Origin of the sequence: Lachnospira pectinoschiza (assembly GCF_020564355.1) — a bacterium.
Classification (GTDB): Bacteria; Bacillota; Clostridia; order Lachnospirales; family Lachnospiraceae; genus Lachnospira; species Lachnospira intestinalis.
This window is the reverse complement of record NZ_JAJCRR010000001.1, coordinates 35,553-55,019: the sequence shown is the minus strand read 5'-3', so window position 1 is coordinate 55,019 and position 19,467 is coordinate 35,553. Positions and strand designations below refer to the sequence as shown.

Annotated in this window: 17 protein-coding genes; all 17 read right to left on the bottom strand. The window is 43.1% G+C overall.

Translation table 11 applies throughout. The features are described 5' to 3' along the window. Nucleotides 1-59: 59 nt before the first annotated feature. Nucleotides 60-773, bottom strand: a complete 714-nt coding sequence (locus LI288_RS00355; protein ID WP_227089075.1) for an ATP-binding protein — start codon at nucleotides 771-773, stop codon at nucleotides 60-62. Between the two features lie 157 nt (nucleotides 774-930). Further along, complete coding sequence (locus LI288_RS00350; protein WP_227089074.1) at nucleotides 931-2,289, bottom strand: glycoside hydrolase family 28 protein; 1,359 nt, start codon at nucleotides 2,287-2,289, stop codon at nucleotides 931-933. Nucleotides 2,290-2,367: 78 nt separating this feature from the next. Continuing rightward, nucleotides 2,368-3,801, bottom strand: a complete 1,434-nt coding sequence (gene gatB, locus LI288_RS00345; RefSeq protein WP_227089073.1) for an Asp-tRNA(Asn)/Glu-tRNA(Gln) amidotransferase subunit GatB — start codon at nucleotides 3,799-3,801, stop codon at nucleotides 2,368-2,370. Nucleotides 3,802-3,805: 4 nt separating this feature from the next. Then, nucleotides 3,806-5,248, bottom strand: coding sequence for an Asp-tRNA(Asn)/Glu-tRNA(Gln) amidotransferase subunit GatA (gatA, locus tag LI288_RS00340; RefSeq protein ID WP_022431472.1), 1,443 nt, complete (start codon nucleotides 5,246-5,248; stop codon nucleotides 3,806-3,808). 40 nt (nucleotides 5,249-5,288) lie between these two features. Further along, nucleotides 5,289-5,582 carry an Asp-tRNA(Asn)/Glu-tRNA(Gln) amidotransferase subunit GatC gene (gatC, locus tag LI288_RS00335; protein WP_022431471.1) on the bottom strand — a complete coding sequence of 98 codons (294 nt, stop codon included), beginning with the start codon at nucleotides 5,580-5,582 and terminating at the stop codon, nucleotides 5,289-5,291. Nucleotides 5,583-5,907: 325 nt separating this feature from the next. After that, on the bottom strand, nucleotides 5,908-7,653 hold the full coding sequence (gene aspS, locus LI288_RS00330) for an aspartate--tRNA ligase (RefSeq protein ID WP_022431470.1): 1,746 nt from the start codon (nucleotides 7,651-7,653) through the stop codon (nucleotides 5,908-5,910). A 495-nt stretch (nucleotides 7,654-8,148) separates the two neighbouring features. Beyond that, complete coding sequence (locus LI288_RS00325) at nucleotides 8,149-9,516, bottom strand: methyl-accepting chemotaxis protein (RefSeq protein WP_227089072.1); 1,368 nt, start codon at nucleotides 9,514-9,516, stop codon at nucleotides 8,149-8,151. 473 nt (nucleotides 9,517-9,989) lie between these two features. Continuing rightward, nucleotides 9,990-11,282 (bottom strand): GHKL domain-containing protein, encoded by a 1,293-nt coding sequence (locus LI288_RS00320; protein WP_022431466.1) that lies wholly within the window; start codon nucleotides 11,280-11,282, stop codon nucleotides 9,990-9,992. Between the two features lie 13 nt (nucleotides 11,283-11,295). Beyond that, nucleotides 11,296-12,009: a LytR/AlgR family response regulator transcription factor gene (locus tag LI288_RS00315; RefSeq protein ID WP_227089071.1), complete on the bottom strand. Its 714-nt coding sequence runs from the start codon at nucleotides 12,007-12,009 to the stop codon at nucleotides 11,296-11,298. A 27-nt stretch (nucleotides 12,010-12,036) separates the two neighbouring features. Beyond that, entirely contained in the window at nucleotides 12,037-12,876 is an 840-nt protein-coding gene (locus LI288_RS00310; RefSeq protein WP_227089070.1) for a bifunctional 5,10-methylenetetrahydrofolate dehydrogenase/5,10-methenyltetrahydrofolate cyclohydrolase, read from the bottom strand. A gap of 88 nt (nucleotides 12,877-12,964) precedes the next feature. Further along, nucleotides 12,965-13,591 (bottom strand): cyclodeaminase/cyclohydrolase family protein, encoded by a 627-nt coding sequence (locus LI288_RS00305; protein WP_227089069.1) that lies wholly within the window; start codon nucleotides 13,589-13,591, stop codon nucleotides 12,965-12,967. Nucleotide 13,592: 1 nt separating this feature from the next. Then, nucleotides 13,593-14,480, bottom strand: a complete 888-nt coding sequence (dapF, locus tag LI288_RS00300) for a diaminopimelate epimerase (RefSeq protein ID WP_227089068.1) — start codon at nucleotides 14,478-14,480, stop codon at nucleotides 13,593-13,595. A 167-nt stretch (nucleotides 14,481-14,647) separates the two neighbouring features. After that, nucleotides 14,648-15,199, bottom strand: coding sequence for an ANTAR domain-containing response regulator (locus LI288_RS00295; protein WP_227089067.1), 552 nt, complete (start codon nucleotides 15,197-15,199; stop codon nucleotides 14,648-14,650). 45 nt (nucleotides 15,200-15,244) lie between these two features. Next, nucleotides 15,245-16,579 carry a glutamine synthetase family protein gene (locus LI288_RS00290; RefSeq protein ID WP_227089066.1) on the bottom strand — a complete coding sequence of 445 codons (1,335 nt, stop codon included), beginning with the start codon at nucleotides 16,577-16,579 and terminating at the stop codon, nucleotides 15,245-15,247. 182 nt (nucleotides 16,580-16,761) lie between these two features. Beyond that, nucleotides 16,762-17,505 carry a DeoR/GlpR family DNA-binding transcription regulator gene (locus LI288_RS00285; RefSeq protein WP_022431459.1) on the bottom strand — a complete coding sequence of 248 codons (744 nt, stop codon included), beginning with the start codon at nucleotides 17,503-17,505 and terminating at the stop codon, nucleotides 16,762-16,764. A 2-nt stretch (nucleotides 17,506-17,507) separates the two neighbouring features. Beyond that, nucleotides 17,508-19,157, bottom strand: a complete 1,650-nt coding sequence (gene ptsP / locus LI288_RS00280; RefSeq protein ID WP_022431458.1) for a phosphoenolpyruvate--protein phosphotransferase — start codon at nucleotides 19,155-19,157, stop codon at nucleotides 17,508-17,510. Between the two features lie 31 nt (nucleotides 19,158-19,188). Further along, nucleotides 19,189-19,446 carry an HPr family phosphocarrier protein gene (locus tag LI288_RS00275; RefSeq protein ID WP_227089065.1) on the bottom strand — a complete coding sequence of 86 codons (258 nt, stop codon included), beginning with the start codon at nucleotides 19,444-19,446 and terminating at the stop codon, nucleotides 19,189-19,191. Nucleotides 19,447-19,467: the final 21 nt, after the last annotated feature.

The window sequence follows — 19,467 nt, the reverse complement described above, 5'->3', positions numbered from 1 at the left end:
TATTAACTATAAAATTATATAACACACTTTTGGCAAAATCAATATAGAAAATCTCATTTCTACTCCGCAATTAGTACAGTAGCGGAAAGCTTTTTTATCCCGCGGGATACCAAAAACGCAAATAAAAAGAAGCTGACACAGATAAGTCCTATCGGAAACAGCACCGAAGCCGGGCGCAGTGAAATGATTAAATGTGTAATCCCCATTGGCTTTAATATTGCAGTCAGAAGCTTTCCCGACAAAAGAACAGAGCAAATCACTCCCGGCACTGCTCCCGATACCGCAAGCATTAAAAAGCGCAGTCCAAACGACAACCGAAGCTGTATGGATGTCAGTCCCATTGCCTTTAAAATGCCGATATCCGTTTTTTCCTGCAAAAACATTCTGTGACAGAACATGATAACCACAATCAGTGCAAACGGTATGTCTTCGTCTTTCATTCCATTTCCATAATCTTTAAAATTTATCTGCACCGTATCGTTATCTTTCTGCCGTATCGTAATATCCACCGGCATTTCCCCATATTTTGCCGCATTATTTAAAATGTTTTCCGTAAGCTGCATGAGCCTTTTTTCATCAGCCGAAATCACCCATTCCGAATCCGGCAGGTAAAGCCGTACACTGTCCATATCGGAAAGCGCATGTAAAAATAAGTCATTGGTCAGCGCCGATACTTCATCGCATTTTCTGATAATAACTTCAGCAAATTTCATGCGCTTTTCGGGTGTCGTATCCATATGCACTGTCTGCGGCACACAATACTTTATACCCATAATCCTGTAACATTTCTGCAATTATCCACGATAAATCCTTATCATCATCCACAATTAAAATCTAATATTCCATGCTTTTTCCTGCTCTTATTTTAAAAATGCCGTGTAAAAACGCTTTTTAAAAGACATTTTTACACAGCTATTTGTCGTATATTTATTATGCTTCGATGTGGATATTCACACCGTCAATGACATTTTCTTTTTCTGCTTCAAACCATGAATCCCGGATCGTAATATCACTGATTGTTTCCGGTTTTCCCTGCATCGGCTCAATTTTTACGGCTGTTTCTGCGCCCATGCAGTTGATATTGTGCATGGTGATATTCTTAAAATATGGAATATCGTCTTCTGAAAATCCTTCTGCACCCTGTTCGCGGTTTAAAAGATTAAGCACATAAGACATTGTAAGAATCACTGCCTCATGCTTGATACCGGTCATCTGGATATGGCTTACCTCAATATCCTCTACCACGCCGCCGCGTCCCATGGCACTCTTAAAGCGCACACCGACATCCGTACCTAAAAATGTACAGTTTTCCACCAAAACGTGCTTTACGCCGCGGGACATTTCACTGCCCACAACGAAGCCGCCGTGTCCCTCATTGACAAGGCAGTCATGGATATACACATTTTCACAAGGACCTTCAAAGGTACGCGCCTCTGCATTTTTACCGGATTTGATGCAGATTGCATCATCACCCGTTTCAAACGTACAATTATAGATTTCAACACCGTTACAGGATTCCACATCGATGCCATCCCCGTTCTGCGCATAGTACGGATTGCGGATCACTGCGTCCTTTACCGTCAGATTCGTACAGAAAAACGGGTGAATATTCCATGCCGGTGAATTCATAAAGGTCACACCCTCTAGCAGCACCCTGTCGCAGTATTCAAGGCTTACCATAACCGGACGGTAAAAGTCGTAATGCTGTTCCGCTTTCTTTAAAGCATCTTTTTCGTCCTTCTGGATATTCTTTTCATTGCCCAGAAAGGCTGATTCTGTCGGAAACCAGATTCCTCCCTCTTTGGTATCGAGGACATTGCTGTTTTTCTTCATCAGCTCTGCCCACTGGCGCTCCGTCATCTTAAACTGTTTGACCGGCCGCCATAAGTCGCCGCTTCCGTCAATCACACCATCACCGCAGATTGCAATATTTTCTGCATGGTCTGCCGTAACCGGTGAAACAGTACGGATACACTCCTGTCCCTCGTAATTGGTCAGAATCAGCGGGTACTCCTCTATATTTTTTGAAAACTTTACAACCGCGCCGTGCTCTAAATACAGACACACATTGCTTTGCAGACGGATCGGTCCGGTAATCCAGATTCCTTTCGGAATCACAACCGTTCCGCCGCCCTCGTTTGAAATAACACTCATGGCACTGTTGATTGCCGCCGCATTTCTTTTGCTTCCTGCAATGTCTGTCTGATTTTCCACTGCACCGAAATCTTTAATGCTCACCTTTTTATCCGGAAATTCCGGCAGGGTAATTAAAAAATCTGCTCCTGTCATTTATGTACTCCATTCTGCCTGCATACAGCCGCTATTTTGTGATATGCGCGGCAAAACTAAATTTACCGCGCATACATTTTACAATAATTCTTTTAAAATCTGATTGACCATGCCCGGGTTTGCTTTGCCCTTCATGGCTTTCATTGTCTGACCGACTAAAAATCCGATTGCCTTTTCCTTACCGTTTCTGTAATCTTCAACGGACTGTGGATTTGCCGCAATGACTTCTTCAATTGTCGCACGGAGTGCGCCCTCGTCATTGACCTGCTTTAAGCCGTGTTCTTCCACGTACTGTTCCGGATTAATATCCTCATCGAAAATCTTTTCAAAGATTTCCTTTGCAACTGAACCGTTAATTGTTCCTGCTTCAACAAGACCAATCAGCTTTGCAAGGTTTTCCGGTGAAAATGTAATGTCTTCCGGTTCCATTTCCTTTTCCTTTAAAATGCGCATCGTTTCGCCCATTAACCAGTTGGAAACCTTCTTTGGCTGGCTGCAGATTGCCGTGGTGGCTTCAAATAAATCCGCAAGCTTTTTGGAATCCGTAAGAATACCGATATCATAGTCCGGGATTCCAAATTCTTCTTTGTATCTTGCCATCTTTTCCGTCTTAAATTCCGGCTGGCGGGAACGGATTTCCTCTAACCACGCATCACTGATATGCACCGGTACAAGGTCCGGATCCGGGAAATAGCGGTAATCCTGCGCATCTTCCTTTGAACGCATGGCATATGAATATTCCTTATTGTCGTCCCATCTTCTTGTTTCCTGTACAACGGCCTCGCCGGATTCAATCAGGTCAATCTGACGGTTCTTTTCCGCTTCAATGGCTCTTGCAATGGCACTGAAGGAATTTAAGTTCTTTGTTTCGGTTCTTGTACCGAAGGCTTCACTGCCGGCTTCTCTGACAGACAGGTTGACATCGGCTCTCATAGAACCCTCCTGAAGCTTACAGTCAGAAGCACCCAGATACTGGATAATCAGTCTTAACTTATCCAAGTAAGCGATAACTTCCTCTGCACTTCTCATATCCGGTTCGGATACGATTTCGATTAACGGCACACCGGAACGGTTGTAATCCACATAAGATACATCGTCCCATTCATCGTGAACCAGTTTTCCGGCATCTTCTTCCATATGGATTTCATGAATCCGGATCTGCTTTGTCGTTCCGTCTTCTAACTCGATATCAACATGACCGTTGCGGCAGATTGGCAGATATAACTGTGAAATCTGATAATTCTGCGGATTATCCGGGTAAAAATAATTCTTACGGTCAAATTTACAATTCTGTGTAATCGTACAGTTGGTTGCAAGACCGACTGCCGCCGCATATTCCACAACCTGCTTGTTTAATACCGGAAGCGAACCCGGCATACCGGTGCAGACAGGGCATGTATGGCTGTTTGGAGAACCTCCGAAGGCTGTAGAACAGCCGCAGAAAATCTTTGTTTTGGTTGCAAGTTCTACATGGACTTCCAGACCAATGACGGTTTCATATTCTTTTGCCATAGTTTTAGTTCTCCTTTCTGCTCTGTTCATACGTATAAGCTGTCTGAATGAGTTTCTTTTCTTCAAAGCAGTTGCCGATAAGCTGCATACCGACCGGCAGACCGTTCTTATCCGTTCCGCAAGGCACGGTCATGCCCGGCAGACCTGCAAGGTTTACGGAAATGGTGTAAATATCACTTAAATACATTTTAATCGGGTCACTTAAAGAGCTGCCAAGCTTCGGTGCGGTTGTCGGTGCAGCCGGTCCGATAATGACATCATATTTTGCAAATGCTTCGTCAAATGCTTTTTTAATCAGCGCTTTAACACGCAGTGCCTTTAAGTAGTACGCATCGTAATAGCCTGAGCTTAATACGAAAGAACCCAGCATAATTCTTCTCTTAACTTCCGGTCCGAAGCCCTCGGAACGGGTCTTTTTGTACATATTGTGCAGACCTTCGTAATCCTTTGCACGGTATCCGTATTTTACACCGTCAAAACGTTCCAGATTGGAACTGGCTTCTGCTGCCGCAATCGTATAATACGTAGGAATTGCATATTCTACAAGGCTTAAATCAAATTCTTCAACAATTGCTCCCTTTGCCTTTAAGACTTCAACTGCATTCAGCACCGATGCCTTGACATCAGGGTCTAAGCCTTCCCCGAAGTAATCCTTTGGAATGCCGATTCTCATGCCTTTTACATCATCAACCAGCGCACTTGTAAAATCGGTATCTTTGCGCTCTACCGATGTAGAATCCTTTAAATCATGGGAAGCGATGACTTCCATAATCGTTGCACAATCGGTTACGTCCTTGCAGAGCGGTCCAATCTGGTCTAAGGATGAACCGTAAGCGACCAGTCCGTAACGGGATACTGTTCCGTATGTCGGTTTCATGCCGACAACACCGCAGTAAGATGCAGGCTGTCTGATAGAACCACCTGTATCAGAACCCAATGCAAAAAAGCACTCGTCTGCCGCAACCGCTGCTGCCGAACCGCCTGAAGAACCACCCGGTACGTGTTCCGGGTTGCGTGGATTTTTTGTAACGCCATATGCAGAGGTTTCTGTGGTAGAACCCATGGCAAATTCATCCATGTTGGTCTTACCAATCATAACCGCACCGGCTTCCTGTAATTTCACAACGGCTTCTGCATCATACTGCGGAACAAAATTTTCCAGAATCTTTGATGCACACGTTGTCACAACGCCCTTTGTACAAAGGTTGTCCTTAATGGCAACCGGCACACCGGCTAAAGGTCCGGTCAGTGTTCCGGCTTCAATCTTTTCCTGTGCTTCTTTGGCTGCCTGCATTGCTTTTTCTTTATCTATCGTGATATAGCAGTGATACGTTTCTTCTGTTTTTTCAATCTGTTCCAACACTGCTTTCATTGCCTCTACTGCTGTGGTTTTACCGGCTTTGATTTCTTTTGCCAGTTCCACGGCTGTCAATTCCAACAAACTCATATTTATCTCCATTCCGAAGCGTTTCACGCTACCGTTTTACTTAATCGACTGTCTTTGGCACAACAAATGCATCTTCTTTCCGTTCCGGTGCATTTGCAAGTGTGGCTTCACTGCCGTCCCCGTTGGTTACGACATCTTCACGCATCACATTTTCAACCGGGAATACATGGGACATCGGTTCAACGCCCGTTGTATCCAGTTCATTTAACTTATCAATATGGTCTAACATGCTTGCCATATCTTTTTTAGCTGCTTCCTTTTCCTCGTCAGAAAGCTCTAACTTTGCCAAAATGCCGACATATTCAATGGTTTCGTCACTAATTACATTTGCCATATTTCCTCTCCATTCCGCAGGCGTTATCCGCCGGAGGATACGCGGACGGATTTTCATATCCGTCCTGCGATAAAAGATATTTTGTGGTGCCTGCTCCACAAAATATCTGTGTGAAAAAGCTCTAATTTATGGCTTTTTCACACTCCTCTCCAATCTGAGCGACTTTGTCGCGAAGCGGCGAAGTGAAATTCGCGCAGGCGATTTCACTTCTGCCATCAAAGCTATTTGCCTTCGCAGAAGCAAATAGCAGTGTGAAAAAGCTCTAATTTATGGCTTTTTCACACTTCTCTCCAATCCGCAGGCGTTATGCGCCGCAGGTCAATATTTAATCACGCACTTTGATATGCACTTCTCTTAACTGCTGTTCTGTTACTTCGTTTGGTGCGCCGCACATTAAATCCTGTGCTGTACCGCTCATTGGGAACGGAATAATTTCACGGATATTTTCTTCGTTGCGCAGTAACATAATCATACGGTCGATACCAGGTGCCATACCGGCGTGTGGCGGTGCACCGAACTGGAACGCATTGTAGAGTGCGCCAAACTTCTCTTTTAATACTTCTTCATCATAGCCTGCAATTTCAAATGCCTTTACCATAATCTGCATATCGTGGTTTCTTACGGCACCGGATGATAATTCTACACCGTTGCAGACAATATCATACTGGTAAGCTAAGATATCTAACGGGTCCATTGTATTTAATGCTTCAAGACCGCCCTGTGGCATAGAGAATGGGTTGTGTGTAAATCCAATCTTCTTTGTTTCAGGGTCTTTTTCAAACATTGGGAAGTCATTAATGTAGCAGAAACGGTATGCGTTCTTTTCCAGTAAGTCAAGCTTTGTACCAAGTTCTGTACGAATCTGTCCTGCAAAGTATGCAGCTCTTTCTTCCTTATCTGCCATGAAGAAAATTGTATCTCCGGCTTCAAGTCCTGCAAGTTCTAAGAATTCCTTCTTCATATCGTCCGGGATAAACTTATCAATCGGTCCCTTGTAAGATAAATCTTCAAGAACTTCCAGATAACCCAGTCCGCCCATGCCAATGCCTGTTGCAAACTTCAACAGCTTTTCATGGAAGCCCTTAGACATATTTGCATGAACCTTTACGGCACGGACTGTCTTTCCGATAAACGGCTTAAATGTACATCTCTGGAAGAAATCTGTTACATCAATAATACGAAGCGGATTTCTTAAATCCGGCTTATCTGTACCGAACTCTAACATTGCCTGCTTGTAGCTGATAATCGGATACGGTGCCTTTGTTACTTCATAACCTTCCGGTGCAAACTTTTCAAATGCGGCTGTCAGCACTTCTTCACCCACACGGAAGACATCTTCCTGTGTTGCAAAGCTCATTTCAAAGTCTAACTGATAGAATTCTCCCGGTGAACGGTCTGCTCTTGCATCTTCATCACGGAAGCACGGTGCAACCTGGAAATACTTATCAAAACCGGATACCATTAACAGCTGCTTATACTGCTGTGGTGCCTGTGGCAGAGCGTAGAACTTGCCCTTGTATTTTCTGGACGGTACGATATAATCTCTTGCACCTTCCGGTGAAGAAGCACAAAGAATCGGTGTCTGAATTTCAAGGAATCCCATTTCTGTCATCTTCTGACGTAAAAATGCGATAACCTGTGAACGGAAAATCATGTTGTTCTTTACTTTTTCATTTCTTAAATCCAGATAACGGTATTTTAAGCGGACATCTTCACGAACCTCTTTAGAAGTCATAACTTCAAAAGGAATGGTTGAGTAAACCTGTCCGAGCATTGTAATCTTCTTTGCTTCGAGTTCGATTGTTCCTGACGGAATCTTCGGATTGTATGTTTCTTCATCTCTTTTTTCTACCACGCCTTCGATAGAAATACACTCTTCCTTCTTAATGCCCTTTAAAAGTTCAGGGTCACGGATAACAACCTGTAATACGGCATACATATCTCTTAAATCAATGAAAGATACTCCGCCGTGGTCACGGATATTTTCAACCCAGCCTGCAACCTTTAACTCCTTTCCGATGTCCTGTTCACTCACATTGTTCAATGTGGTATCTCTGTAAATGTTTCCCATTCTTTTTTTGACTCCTTTTCTTTAAATTTATAGATATTTTTGTCATTTATTTCACAAGCTATCCGCTTTGTGTGAAAAAGTAAAACGCGCACAATATTTATGCCGTATCATCAGTCTGTGTACCGGAACATTCGGGCTTTCTTACGAATACTGCATAACAGTTTCTTCAAACCAAAAAATCCCCGGAATACTTCTCTTTCAAGAAATATTCCGGGGCAGATAATTCATCTTATCCGCGGTACCACCCGCTTCAAGTACTAAAATAAGCACTCCTTCAACCGCTTAACGCGCGCATACGGAACTGCCTACGACGGCTTTAACCGCTTTCAACAATCCAGCTCCGGAGCGTTCCCTTTAACAATTCCCTTAGCGGGTTCTCAGTCGATGACACCGCCTTCCTGTCAGGTTCCATGAAAAAGAGTCTCCTTCTTTGCCTTTTCCTATCTTTGATAATTTTGATAATACCATAGGGTCAGGCAAAATGCAAGAATTAAATCAGATTACACTGAATTTTGCAATCTCTTTCTTTAAATCCTTTGATACTGCCTCATTGACATTGGTACATTCCTGTATTTCATCCATGTTGGAAAGGACCTTGTCCACTGAACCGGAAAATGCCTCTACACGGTTCTTTTCTTCCTCAATCGTATCGGAAATCTCCACAATCTTGCTTCCGACATGCGCCGATGATTCTAATAGGTTACTGGTCTTATTTTCAAAATCAGCCATCATATTTTCGAGTGTATCTGCATCCTCTAAATACTGTGCAGAAGCTGTTACAAACTTATCATAATCTGCCTGTACATTCGATGTGACATACTCTAAGAGTTTATCGGATGAAACTGCAAGCTGTTCTACGGAAGATACCACTTCTTCGCTGATTTCCTGAATACTGTTTGCCGTGTTACGGCTGTTATCCGCAAGCTGTCTGATTTCATCTGCTACGACCGCAAAACCTTTTCCTGCTTCTCCGGCTCTTGCTGCTTCAATGGAAGCATTCAGTGCTAAGAGGTTGGTCTGGCTTGCAATGGATAAAATATCCTCTGTCAGTGTCTTAATGACATTGACACTCTTACTGCTTTCAACAGATGTTCTTAAATCTTTCTCTAAAGAAGATGTAATTTCTTTGGAAGCATTCTTGCTGTTTCCTGCCAGTGCCTGGATTTCATTGGCTCTTTCTTTCATGTGGACTGTATATTCTTTACCGTCAGCACTCGCTTTTTCGATTTCACTGCTGCCTGCTTCCAGCTGCTTCATATCCCCTGTTATCATTTCAACTGCGTCTGAAATTGCATCAATTTCATTGCAAAGCTTTGCTGTTTCTTCCGATAACTCCCCTGCGCTTTCTGCTGAGGATTCTACCTTCTTTATAATATTGCCGGATGCCCCATCAAGTGAAATTGAATGGTCTTCAATCCGCTTCATAATCACCTGTAATTTATCCAAAAACATATTGATACCGAAAATCAGACGTCCGATTTCATCTTCTTTTTTCGTTTCAATCCGTTCTTCAAGATTGCCTTCATTCTTTTCCAGCTTTTCAATCATATCGTTGAGCTGTTTTTGTGTCTTCTGCAGCGGCTTTACAACCGAAACATACGTTACGATAATCGTTACAATAACCATTGCCAGCTGTAAAGATGAAATCACGCCATTTCTTGATAATCCCGCCGTAATTCCTTCTGCCATGCTGCCCGCCGTATCCCGGATTTCCTGTGGCACTTCTGTTGTGGTATTAGACATTCCCTCGCAGACCTCACGGAATGACTGGAACTGGCTTGTCGTACTGACATTGACCGTCACAGTCAGAATAAAAATAACAATTAACGGTAACATGATTTTAAATGCAATGTGCTTTTTCATAACTACAATTCCTCCCGGTTTCCGATTCGGTGGTATATTTTTCTTTCTTTTAGTCAAAAAAGGATTAGCCCTGTCCTGCTAATCCTTTTTTGTTAACACACTAAATTATACACGTTCCTATTTTCACAACCACCAATATCCCATACATTTATGACTGAAGACACTTACCAATTCTTTCTCTTATCGTTTGTATTCTTATTACAATCCCTCTTTGTATGTTCTTGCAAACACCTAGCTTTATAACAACCGCACAAACTCAATTCGTATAAAGTTAAAACTCTCTCACGATACTTATCCCAGCAGCCTAAACCCGCATTCCGGCTGCTGTTCATATTCTTACTCTCCCCAGTGAATATTAACGGAAAAGAAAAGTCCTTCATATGTGTTCCTGTCACTTATACTATAATTTACTGTGCATTTTTATTCAAGTCAGGTGGCATAATTCACGTTATTTTGGCATAATCTGCGTTGTTTTACAGCAAAATATGTACACAGAACATCCCGTCTTCCTCATACCGCTGGATATATCCGCCATTTTTATCTACTGTATGTTCAATGCTTTTCATGCCGATTCCGTGCAGATAGCGATTGGTTTTATCAGTAATAAAACGCGGGTTATTCTGCAACACTGATTTTGCAACGGTGTTCTTTATAAGAATTGAATATTTATTCTCATATGAGAAAATTTTAAGAAAAATGCTGCGCGGCTTATCCTGTGTGATTTTTTTCTGTGCTTCTACCGCATTATCCAGCAGATTTGAAAGCATCACCGCAATATCCAGTTCCCGCTCTCCGTCCACGGAAGCCGTCACTTCTACCTGCATTTTAATATTTTCATGTTCGCATAATACTTTTTTTTCATTTAACACGGAATTGACCAGATTGTTTCCCGCCACATAAACATACTTATTCTGTCCACAGTCTTCAATATGTTCACCGATTGCCTGCCTTAATCCTTCGTAATCTCCATCATTTAACAGGTGCATATAAATATTAAGATGTTTCACCATATCGTGGCGGATTTTGCGGATATCCTGATACTCTTTATCCATGCGGATAATATCCGCACGCTGTGCCTGCAGCTTTAAATTTGCCAGTTCATTGCGTTTTTCATAATCATTTTTATAACTGATTGAATTGGCAATCGCAAGCGGTACAACAGTCATTACAATGATGGCAATTTCAATTGCAAGAACATAAATATAATCCCGTCCGTCAAAGTGGCGCACATAGGTCCATAAAATCAGTGCTACCGCGGCAACACTGTCCGCAATAAAATAAACTGCCAGCATCAGCCATTCTTCTCTTTTAATCATGCGCCTTTTGGCAAGGAGTCTGCCCCAGATATAAAAGGTAATAATAAATACAATCCGGTTTAATGCCACATATGCCATCTGGGAAGCAGCGGTGTTGATAATCTGTTCCGCACCGCGGTACCACGATAAAATTTCCACGCACAGATTGGTCGCCAGATTGACAAGCAGTGTATTAATCAGCAGCACCAGCGCAATTGTAGCAGACTGCCACAGCCCGCCATGCATCACAATCATACTGTATCCGATAATTACGGCAACGCCCAGTGCCATCTGAAGCACCGGACTGTCAGAAAAGAAAAATCCAACAACAAAAAAAAGTGCTGCTGCAAGCGTACTGACAACATAGCGGTACTTGCTCTCATATTTCCAGTATGCATTTAAAATTGCCGTATAAATTGTACATTCAATCAATGTTGAAACAATATTTGTTACTATATCCAACTTTAACATTTACAAATCTGCCTCACAAATTATTTTCACGCCGGATAAATTCCAGGTGTTTTAATTTCAGGTCTTCCAGACGGTCCCTGCTGATGGAAATACACTCCCCGTTATTCATCAGCACATCTTTGTAACGGACTCTGTCTACATGGCGCAGATTAACGATGTATCCTGACTGAACCCGCACAAATCCCTTTTCATTAAAAATCTGTTCTAAATCTGCCATTTTGGCACGAACCATATAATCTTCCTGAAGTGTCTTTATTTTTACATAGTGCTTGGCACTTTCAAAATAGTAAATTTCTGACAACTTTAAACGCACGGTATTGCCATTGACGCAGAAATCATAGTAGTTTTTCAAGCTATGATATCTGTTTAATAATGCCGTAACTGCCTCTTCCAGTTCTTCTTCAAGCCGCGCTTTTCTGATAAACCGAAGCGGTGTGGTTTTAATCGCTTCAAAAACCATGCTTTCACAGGACGACACAAAAACCAAGCCAACATCCGGCAAAGCCTCCCTGACCCGCTGTGCCGCCTGTATTCCTGTCATCTGCGGCATATCAATATCCAAAAATATTCCATCAAAAGAAATTGTATGAATCTCTTTTAAGAATTTTGTAACATCCGTATATACATGAATTTCACAATTTTCTATCTGTCCCTCAATGATTTTTAATAGTTTTTCTTTCAGATCTGCAATATCCTGTTCACTATCATCGCAAATTGCAACTTTCATGCCATAACCTTTCACTTTTTGTAATTTTTATCTGTTTTCTTTTGCTGCCTGTAACAAATGCTTTGCAAGCACCGATGTTGTAACCGAACCTACCCCGCCCGGAACCGGTGTTGCCACGGATGCAAGCGAAGAAATACCGTCTGTATCCACATCACCGCATAATTTTCCGTTGTTATCCACATTAATACCCACATCAATCACAACGGCACCTTTGCCGACATACTCTGCGGTAATCATCTTTGCGACACCTGCCGCCGCTACTAAAATGTCTGCCCTGCGGCATTCTTCTTTCATATCCTTTGTCTTTGTATGGCAGATTGTCACAGTTGCATTCTTTTTTAATAACAGCATGGATACCGGTTTCCCGATTACAAGGCTTCTGCCGACAACCGTGACTCTTTTCCCTGTGACATCAATTCCCGCAAAATCCAGCATTTCAACAACTGCCTCTGCCGTACACGGTGCAAAGCCTGTCTTATCCCCTGCAAAAACCTTGGCTAAATTGACCGGGGAAATGCCGTCTAAATCCTTTTCCGGGGAAATTCTGCCCACCACCGCTTCTTCATCTAAGTGTTTTGGAAGCGGACGAAGCAGTAAAATACCGTCAATCTCAGGGTTATCATTAATTGTGTCAAATTCTTTCTGAAAGGCTTCATTTTCGATGGTTTCCGGGAAAACGAAGGATTCACAGGCAAAACCTACCTTTTCCATTTTCTTTGTTGCACCGCGCTCATAAGACATATCATCCGGACGCTCACCGACACGGATGATGGCAAGCTTCGGTACTCTGCCGCCCATATCCGCACTTTCTTTGATTAATTTTTCATTGATTGCATTTGCAACATCTATTCCCTTTAATAATTCCATGTTTCCTCTTTTCCAAACCTTTTTTTAGTTCCGTATCCATAGGCAATACTTTATCCCTACATTTCTGTTGTACCGCCTGCAAATCCAATTATCTTATCGCATCCACGACTTCTTCATAAATTCTGTCTGCCAGTTCATTGCCTTCAATTAACAGTGCATCAGTTCTTGTGTTTAATTCTTCTGCCGTTTCTGTATCTTTCATCAGCTTTGTATTGATAAATACATTTAAAGAAGCGCCGTTTAATGCAGCCTTGCAAAGCTGTACACCTGCGCCGACATCACTGATGGCAAGACGGCTTCCCACAACGGACAACCGTTCTAGGATTTTTAATGCATCCAATATCTTTTCCATTAAGGCAACCGGGGTCAGGCTCGCTTCTTTTAATGCCTTTTCCATAACCGTTTCTTTATATTCCTGCTGTTCTTTTGTGTCTTTTGGAAGTCCATAAGCTTTTGAAAGCGGTTCAAAGCTTTCGGCATCCTTATCCATATATGTCATCAATTCTTTAGAAAGCTGTTCCGCCTTTGATAAGAGTTCTTCGATTTCTTCCTGATACTGCGCATACTTTTTCTTGCCGGTTGTCAGATTGGCAACCATTGCGCCAAGTGCCATACCTGCTGCCGCCACATATGCACATGCGCCGCCGCCACCCGGTACTGCTGCCTTAGAGGAAAGCACTTCAATAAATTCCTGCATATTCTGTTCTGCCATCATTTTAATTTTCCTCCTTTAACTGCCATTCTCCCGTAAATACCGTTTCTGCCGGTCCTTCCATATATACGGTATTTTCTTTCTTATCCCATGTAATTTTTAAATCGCCGCCTAACAAATGCAGTGTAGCAGTATCATCACACAAGCCGTTTAACACGGTTGCCACAAGGCTTGCACACGCACCTGTGCCGCAGGCAAACGTTTCGCCGGAGCCGCGCTCCCACACACGCATATTTAAGTTTTCACTGTCGCACACCTGAATAAATTCAGTATTTACCCTGTCCGGAAATGCCGGATGATTTTCAAACATCGGACCGATTTTTTCCAGTTCAAATGCTTTTAAATCCACATTTTTGTCTAAATAAACAATTGCATGCGGATTTCCCATGGATACACAGGTCACTTCGTAGTCTTTTCCGTCTACGCTGATTGGCTGTGCAACAAGCTTGTCCACATTTTTAAGGGTTTCTGCATTTTTAAAAGCATGAATGTCTGCCGGAATCTGTTCCGGCTGTAACATCGGCGCACCCATATTGACCCTGACCGTCTTTACTTTGCCGTCACTACCCGGATAAAGCTGTAATGTCTTAATACCGGATAACGTTTCCACGGTAATTTCCGCCTTGTCTGTCAGTCCGTTGTCGTATACATATTTGCCGACACAGCGGATACCGTTGCCGCACATGCTGCCCTGTGAACCGTCTGCGTTATACATTTCCATAAAGAAATCTGCTTTGTCGGATTTTTTTATCAGAATCAGTCCGTCCGAACCGATTCCGAAATGTCTGTCACTGACCGCAACTGCCACTTCTGACGCGTTTTTTAATTCATTTTGGGTACAGTCCACATAGACATAATCATTTCCTGCTCCCTGCATTTTTGTAAATTTCATACTACTCCTCATTTCTGAGCGACTTTGCCGCGAAGCTGCGATGAGAAATTCGCGCAGGCGGTTTCTCATCTGCAATCAGGGAGATTTGTTTTCGCTCAGAAACAAATCTCCCTGTGAACAAGCTTAGATTTATGGCTTGTTCACACTTCTCCACATTTCTGATATATTTATTCTGAATAAATTCCTATTACCATTGAAGCGGATTCTACCATTGTGTTTCCGCTGTCCATACTACATTTCTGAATATAGCGGAATGCCTCCGGTTCTGTCATATTGTTCTTTTCCATCAGGATTGCTTTTGCATCGTCAATTACCTTCTGCTCCTGCGGGCTGCGGCGTTTCGGCTGCATGCGTTTCTTTTTCCGCCTGCGCACCTGTACCTGCAGCATCATTTCTATTGTATTTATCAGGTCATTGACTTTGATCGGCATTGCCGCACAGACAATGTCATTGTCCTGGCAGTCATCCCACAGATTTTTCGATGCCACAAGCAGCATTTCAAAGCTTTTCGGCTTATACTCATACAGTTCGGAATACAACATATTATCTGAAAGCTTATATCCACAGATAATAATTCCGTCTGACAGGCGGTCCGCCATATTGATTGCCTGTGCCCCTGATGTACATGCCAAAGCGACTTCATAACCTCTCCTGACCAGCAGATTTCTGACAGCTTTTGCTTCTTCTAACTTAGGAAATGCTACAATCAGTGTTGCCATTTTCCTTTCCTCCGTTTTTACTGTATTGGCTGTCTTTATTCCTGCTTAGAACTTGTACAGGTATTCATCTAATTCCCACTGGGAAACCCGGGTGCGGTAATCATTCCACTCTTTTAACTTGGCTTCGACGTATTTGGATACAATGTGTTCTCCTAAAACATCACAGATGACTTTATCTTCCTGCATGCACTGTATAGCTTCGTAAAGATTTTCCGGCAGCTTTTCAATGCCTGCCTTATCACGTTCCTCCTGTGTCATCTCAAAAATATTGCAGTCTACGCTGTCCGGCACGGTAAGCTTTCTTTTAATACCGTCCAAGCCTGCCGAAAGACATGCCGCCAGTACAAGATACGGATTGGCTGCCGGATCCGGACTTCTTAATTCCACACGGGTTGTTTCGCCCCTGCCTGCAGGGATACGGATTAACGGACTTCTATTAACAGACGACCATGCGATATAAACCGGCGCTTCGTGGCCAGGTACCAGTCTTTTATAAGAATTGACCAATGGATTGGTAATTGCCGTCATGCCCTTTGCATGCGCCATCAGTCCCGCAATAAAATGATACGCATCTTCCGAGAGTCCGCGTTCATCATTTTCATCTGTAAAAATATTTCTGCCGTCCAATGTTGCAAGGGACATATTGACATGCATGCCCGAACCGTTGATGCCGTATTTCGGTTTTGGCATAAAGGTTGCATACAGACCGTGTCTTTTAGCAATCGTCTTGACCGTCAGTTTAAAGGTCATAATGTTATCCGCCGTAATTAACGCTTCATCATAGCGGAAGTCAATCTCGTGCTGTGCCGGCGCAACCTCGTGGTGGGAAGCTTCGATTTCAAAGCCCATATCTTCAAGTGTCAGAATCATATCACGTCTTACATTTTCACCCAAATCAATCGGACCTAAATCAAAATAACCACCCTTTTCATGGGTCAGCGTTGTCGGCAGTCCATTATCATCAGTATGGAATAAGAAAAATTCACATTCCGGTCCGACATCAAAGACATAACCCATATCAGCAGCTTCCTGAATTGCTCTCTTTAAAACGTTTCGCGGGTCACCCTGAAACGGCTTTCCGTCCACCGTATAGACATCGCAAATCAGTCTTGCGACCTTTCCCTGCTGCGGACGCCACGGAAAGATTTCAAATGTGTCATAATCAGGATACAAATACATATCAGATTCTTCAATCCGCACAAAGCCTTCCACTGCCGAGCCGTCAAACATACACTGGTTATTTAATGCACGTTCAAGCTGGCTGGACGTAATTGCAATATTTTTTAACACGCCGAAAATATCCGTAAACTGTAAACGGATAAACTCAACGTCTTCTTCCTCTACCATTCTGAAAATATCATTTTTTGTATATCTGCTCATGATGACCTCTCTCTCTGCCGTTTTTGACTGCGTTGTTTTCTGTAACAAACTGCTTTTATCATACAACATCCGGTACGTTTTTGTACAGTTCTCAATTGCATACAATTCATTTATAAAAAAATTTCCGGAACCAGCTTTATATTCTGATTCCGGAAGATATTTTTATTTAAGATTCTTCGGCTTTACCCGCATTTTACAATGTTTTTATACTCCGCATATTCCATTGGAATGCTGTCCGTTATAATCTTTGCACCGTAAAACGGTGCAAAGGTCACCGGACTGACACGGTTGAATTTTTCCGAATCTGCCAGTATGTAGCATTTACGGCACTGTGCCACCGCTGCTTTCTTCACCGATGCTTCATGAATATCCGGTGTCGTAAAGCCGCATTTTAAGGTGATACCGTTTACACCGAAAAAGCCTTTGACAAAATGATACCGCTGTAATGCTCCGACTGCTTCCGTTCCAATCAGTGCCTCCGTACTGCCCTTTAACTCGCCGCCGGTTAAAAACACACGGAATCCCGCCGCGGCAAGTCTTCTCGCATGTAATACTGCATTGGTCACATACGTGGCATTTCTCTGTGTAATATAGTCAATCATATATGCCGTGGTTGTTCCCGCATCAATAAACACAAAATCATCCGGCTCAATCAGCGATGCCGCATACTTTGCAATGCGTATTTTCTGTTCTTTGTTTACATTTTCCTTCTGCTGTACGGTTGGTTCCCTTGAAATCACTTCACCCTCCAGCGCCACTGCGCCACCGAAAACCTTTATCAGCTTTCCTGCCTGATGCAGTGCCGTAATGTCCCGGCGTGCCGTAGACTCTGAAATATGAAGCAGTTCCTTAATCTGTGTTACGGTAACACTTTTGTTTTCTTCCAGCAGATTTAATATCATTTCATAACGCTGTTCTGTCAACATGACTACTCCTGCTTTCTTCTGCGGTATGCTTCTACATCTGTTTCCAGAATAACCTTTCTCACCGGCAGAATTTTTGCCGGTGAAACAGAGAGTTCATCAACTCCCATTGCAAGAAATTCTTTCGTAAGCTGTGTATCTGCTCCCAGTTCGCCGCAGATACCCGCCCAGATTCCTGCCTTATGTGCATTGGCAATCGTCATTTCAATCATCTTTAAAACTGCCGGATGATGTGCATCGTAAAATGCTTCCAGTTTTGTATTCTGACGGTCAATTGCCAGTGTATACTGTGTCAGGTCATTCGTTCCGATACTAAAAAAATCAACTTCTTTTGCCAGCTCATCACTAATCATAACTGCCGCCGGAGTTTCAATCATGATGCCCTGCTCCGGTGTGTTGTATTCAATACCCTGCCGGTCTAATTCTTCTTTTACCTCTGAAACAATCTGTTTAACTGCCCGCACTTCTTTCACACTGGTAATCATCGGATACATAATTGCCAGTTTTCCAAAGGCGCTTGCCCGAAACAATGCCCGCAGCTGTGTTTTAAAAATTTCCGGACGTGTCAGACAGATGCGGATTGCGCGGCACCCCATTGCCGGATTGTCCTCTTTATCCATGTGAAAATATTCACATTGTTTATCTGCGCCGATATCCAGTGTTCTAATAATAACACGTTTTCCTGCCATTGTCTGCACAACCGTCTTATAAATCTGAAATTGTTCTTCCTCCGTCGGAAAATCTTCCCGCTCCAGATAGATAAATTCACTGCGGAATAATCCAATACCCCCTGCATCATTTTGAAGCACAGCCGCCAGATCTTTGCTGTTTCCGATATTGGCATACAGCTGTATGGTCTTTCCGTCTAACGTCTTATTTTCCCTGCCTTTTAATAATTCAAGAAGCCGCTTCTGTTCTTCCTGCTGTGCCTGCTTTTCTTTCATCTGCGCCAGTGTTTCCTCATCCGGCTCTACATAAAGCACGCCGCTGACTCCGTCTACGATGCCAAGCCTGCCATCAATCGTATCGTCAAGCGGAACTGATGCACCGACAAGTGCCGGGATTCCCATGGTTCTTGCAAGAATCGCCGTATGGGAATTCATAGAACCGTCTATTGTCACAAAGGAAAGCACCTTCTGCTTATCCATCTGCACGGTTTCTGACGGTGCAAGGTCCTGTGCCGCAATAATGACCGGTTCTTCGGTCTGCACACCGCCGCCTGCGTTTCCGCTCAACACCGATACCAGCCGCTCGGAAATGTCCCGCACGTCAGCCGCCCTTCCACGCATATATTCATCTTCCATGGAAGCAAACATCTGCGCAAAGTTATCTTCGGTTACGGCGACGGCATATTCTGCATTGACCCTCTGCGTTTCAATGATATTTTCTACAGATTCATTGTAGTCGTCATCTTCTAACATCATCTGATGGATTTCAAAAATTGCCGCATTGGCTTCCCCGACTTCTTTTAACGCTTTGTCATACAGATTCTGAAGCTGTTCTAACGCTGTCTGCTTTGCCGTGCGATACCGTCTGATTTCTGCGGGAACATCTTCAATCTTTCTTCTTTTGACCTGCTGCTCCCCTTTTTTATAAACCTGTATCGTTCCGATTGCAATGCCGCCAAAAACACTTTTTCCACTATATACACGCATCGCCGCACCTCCTTAATCCGCACACTTTAAATCAAAGTATTTCTTTCATGAATTTTTCCATTGCCGTAAATGCGGCATCTTCGTCTTCACCTTCAATACGGATTGTCACTTCATTATCTTTTTTTACTGCCAGTGCCATAACCGTAAAAATCTTTTTGCAGTCGCCTTCTTTTCCGTCTTTTACAATCTTAATACTGCTTGTAAATGCCTTTGCCGCCTTAACCAGCTCTCCTGCCGGTCTTGCATGAATCCCTTCCGGATCTGTAATTGTGTACTGAAATTCTTTCATAATATACCACCTTTCTTTTCT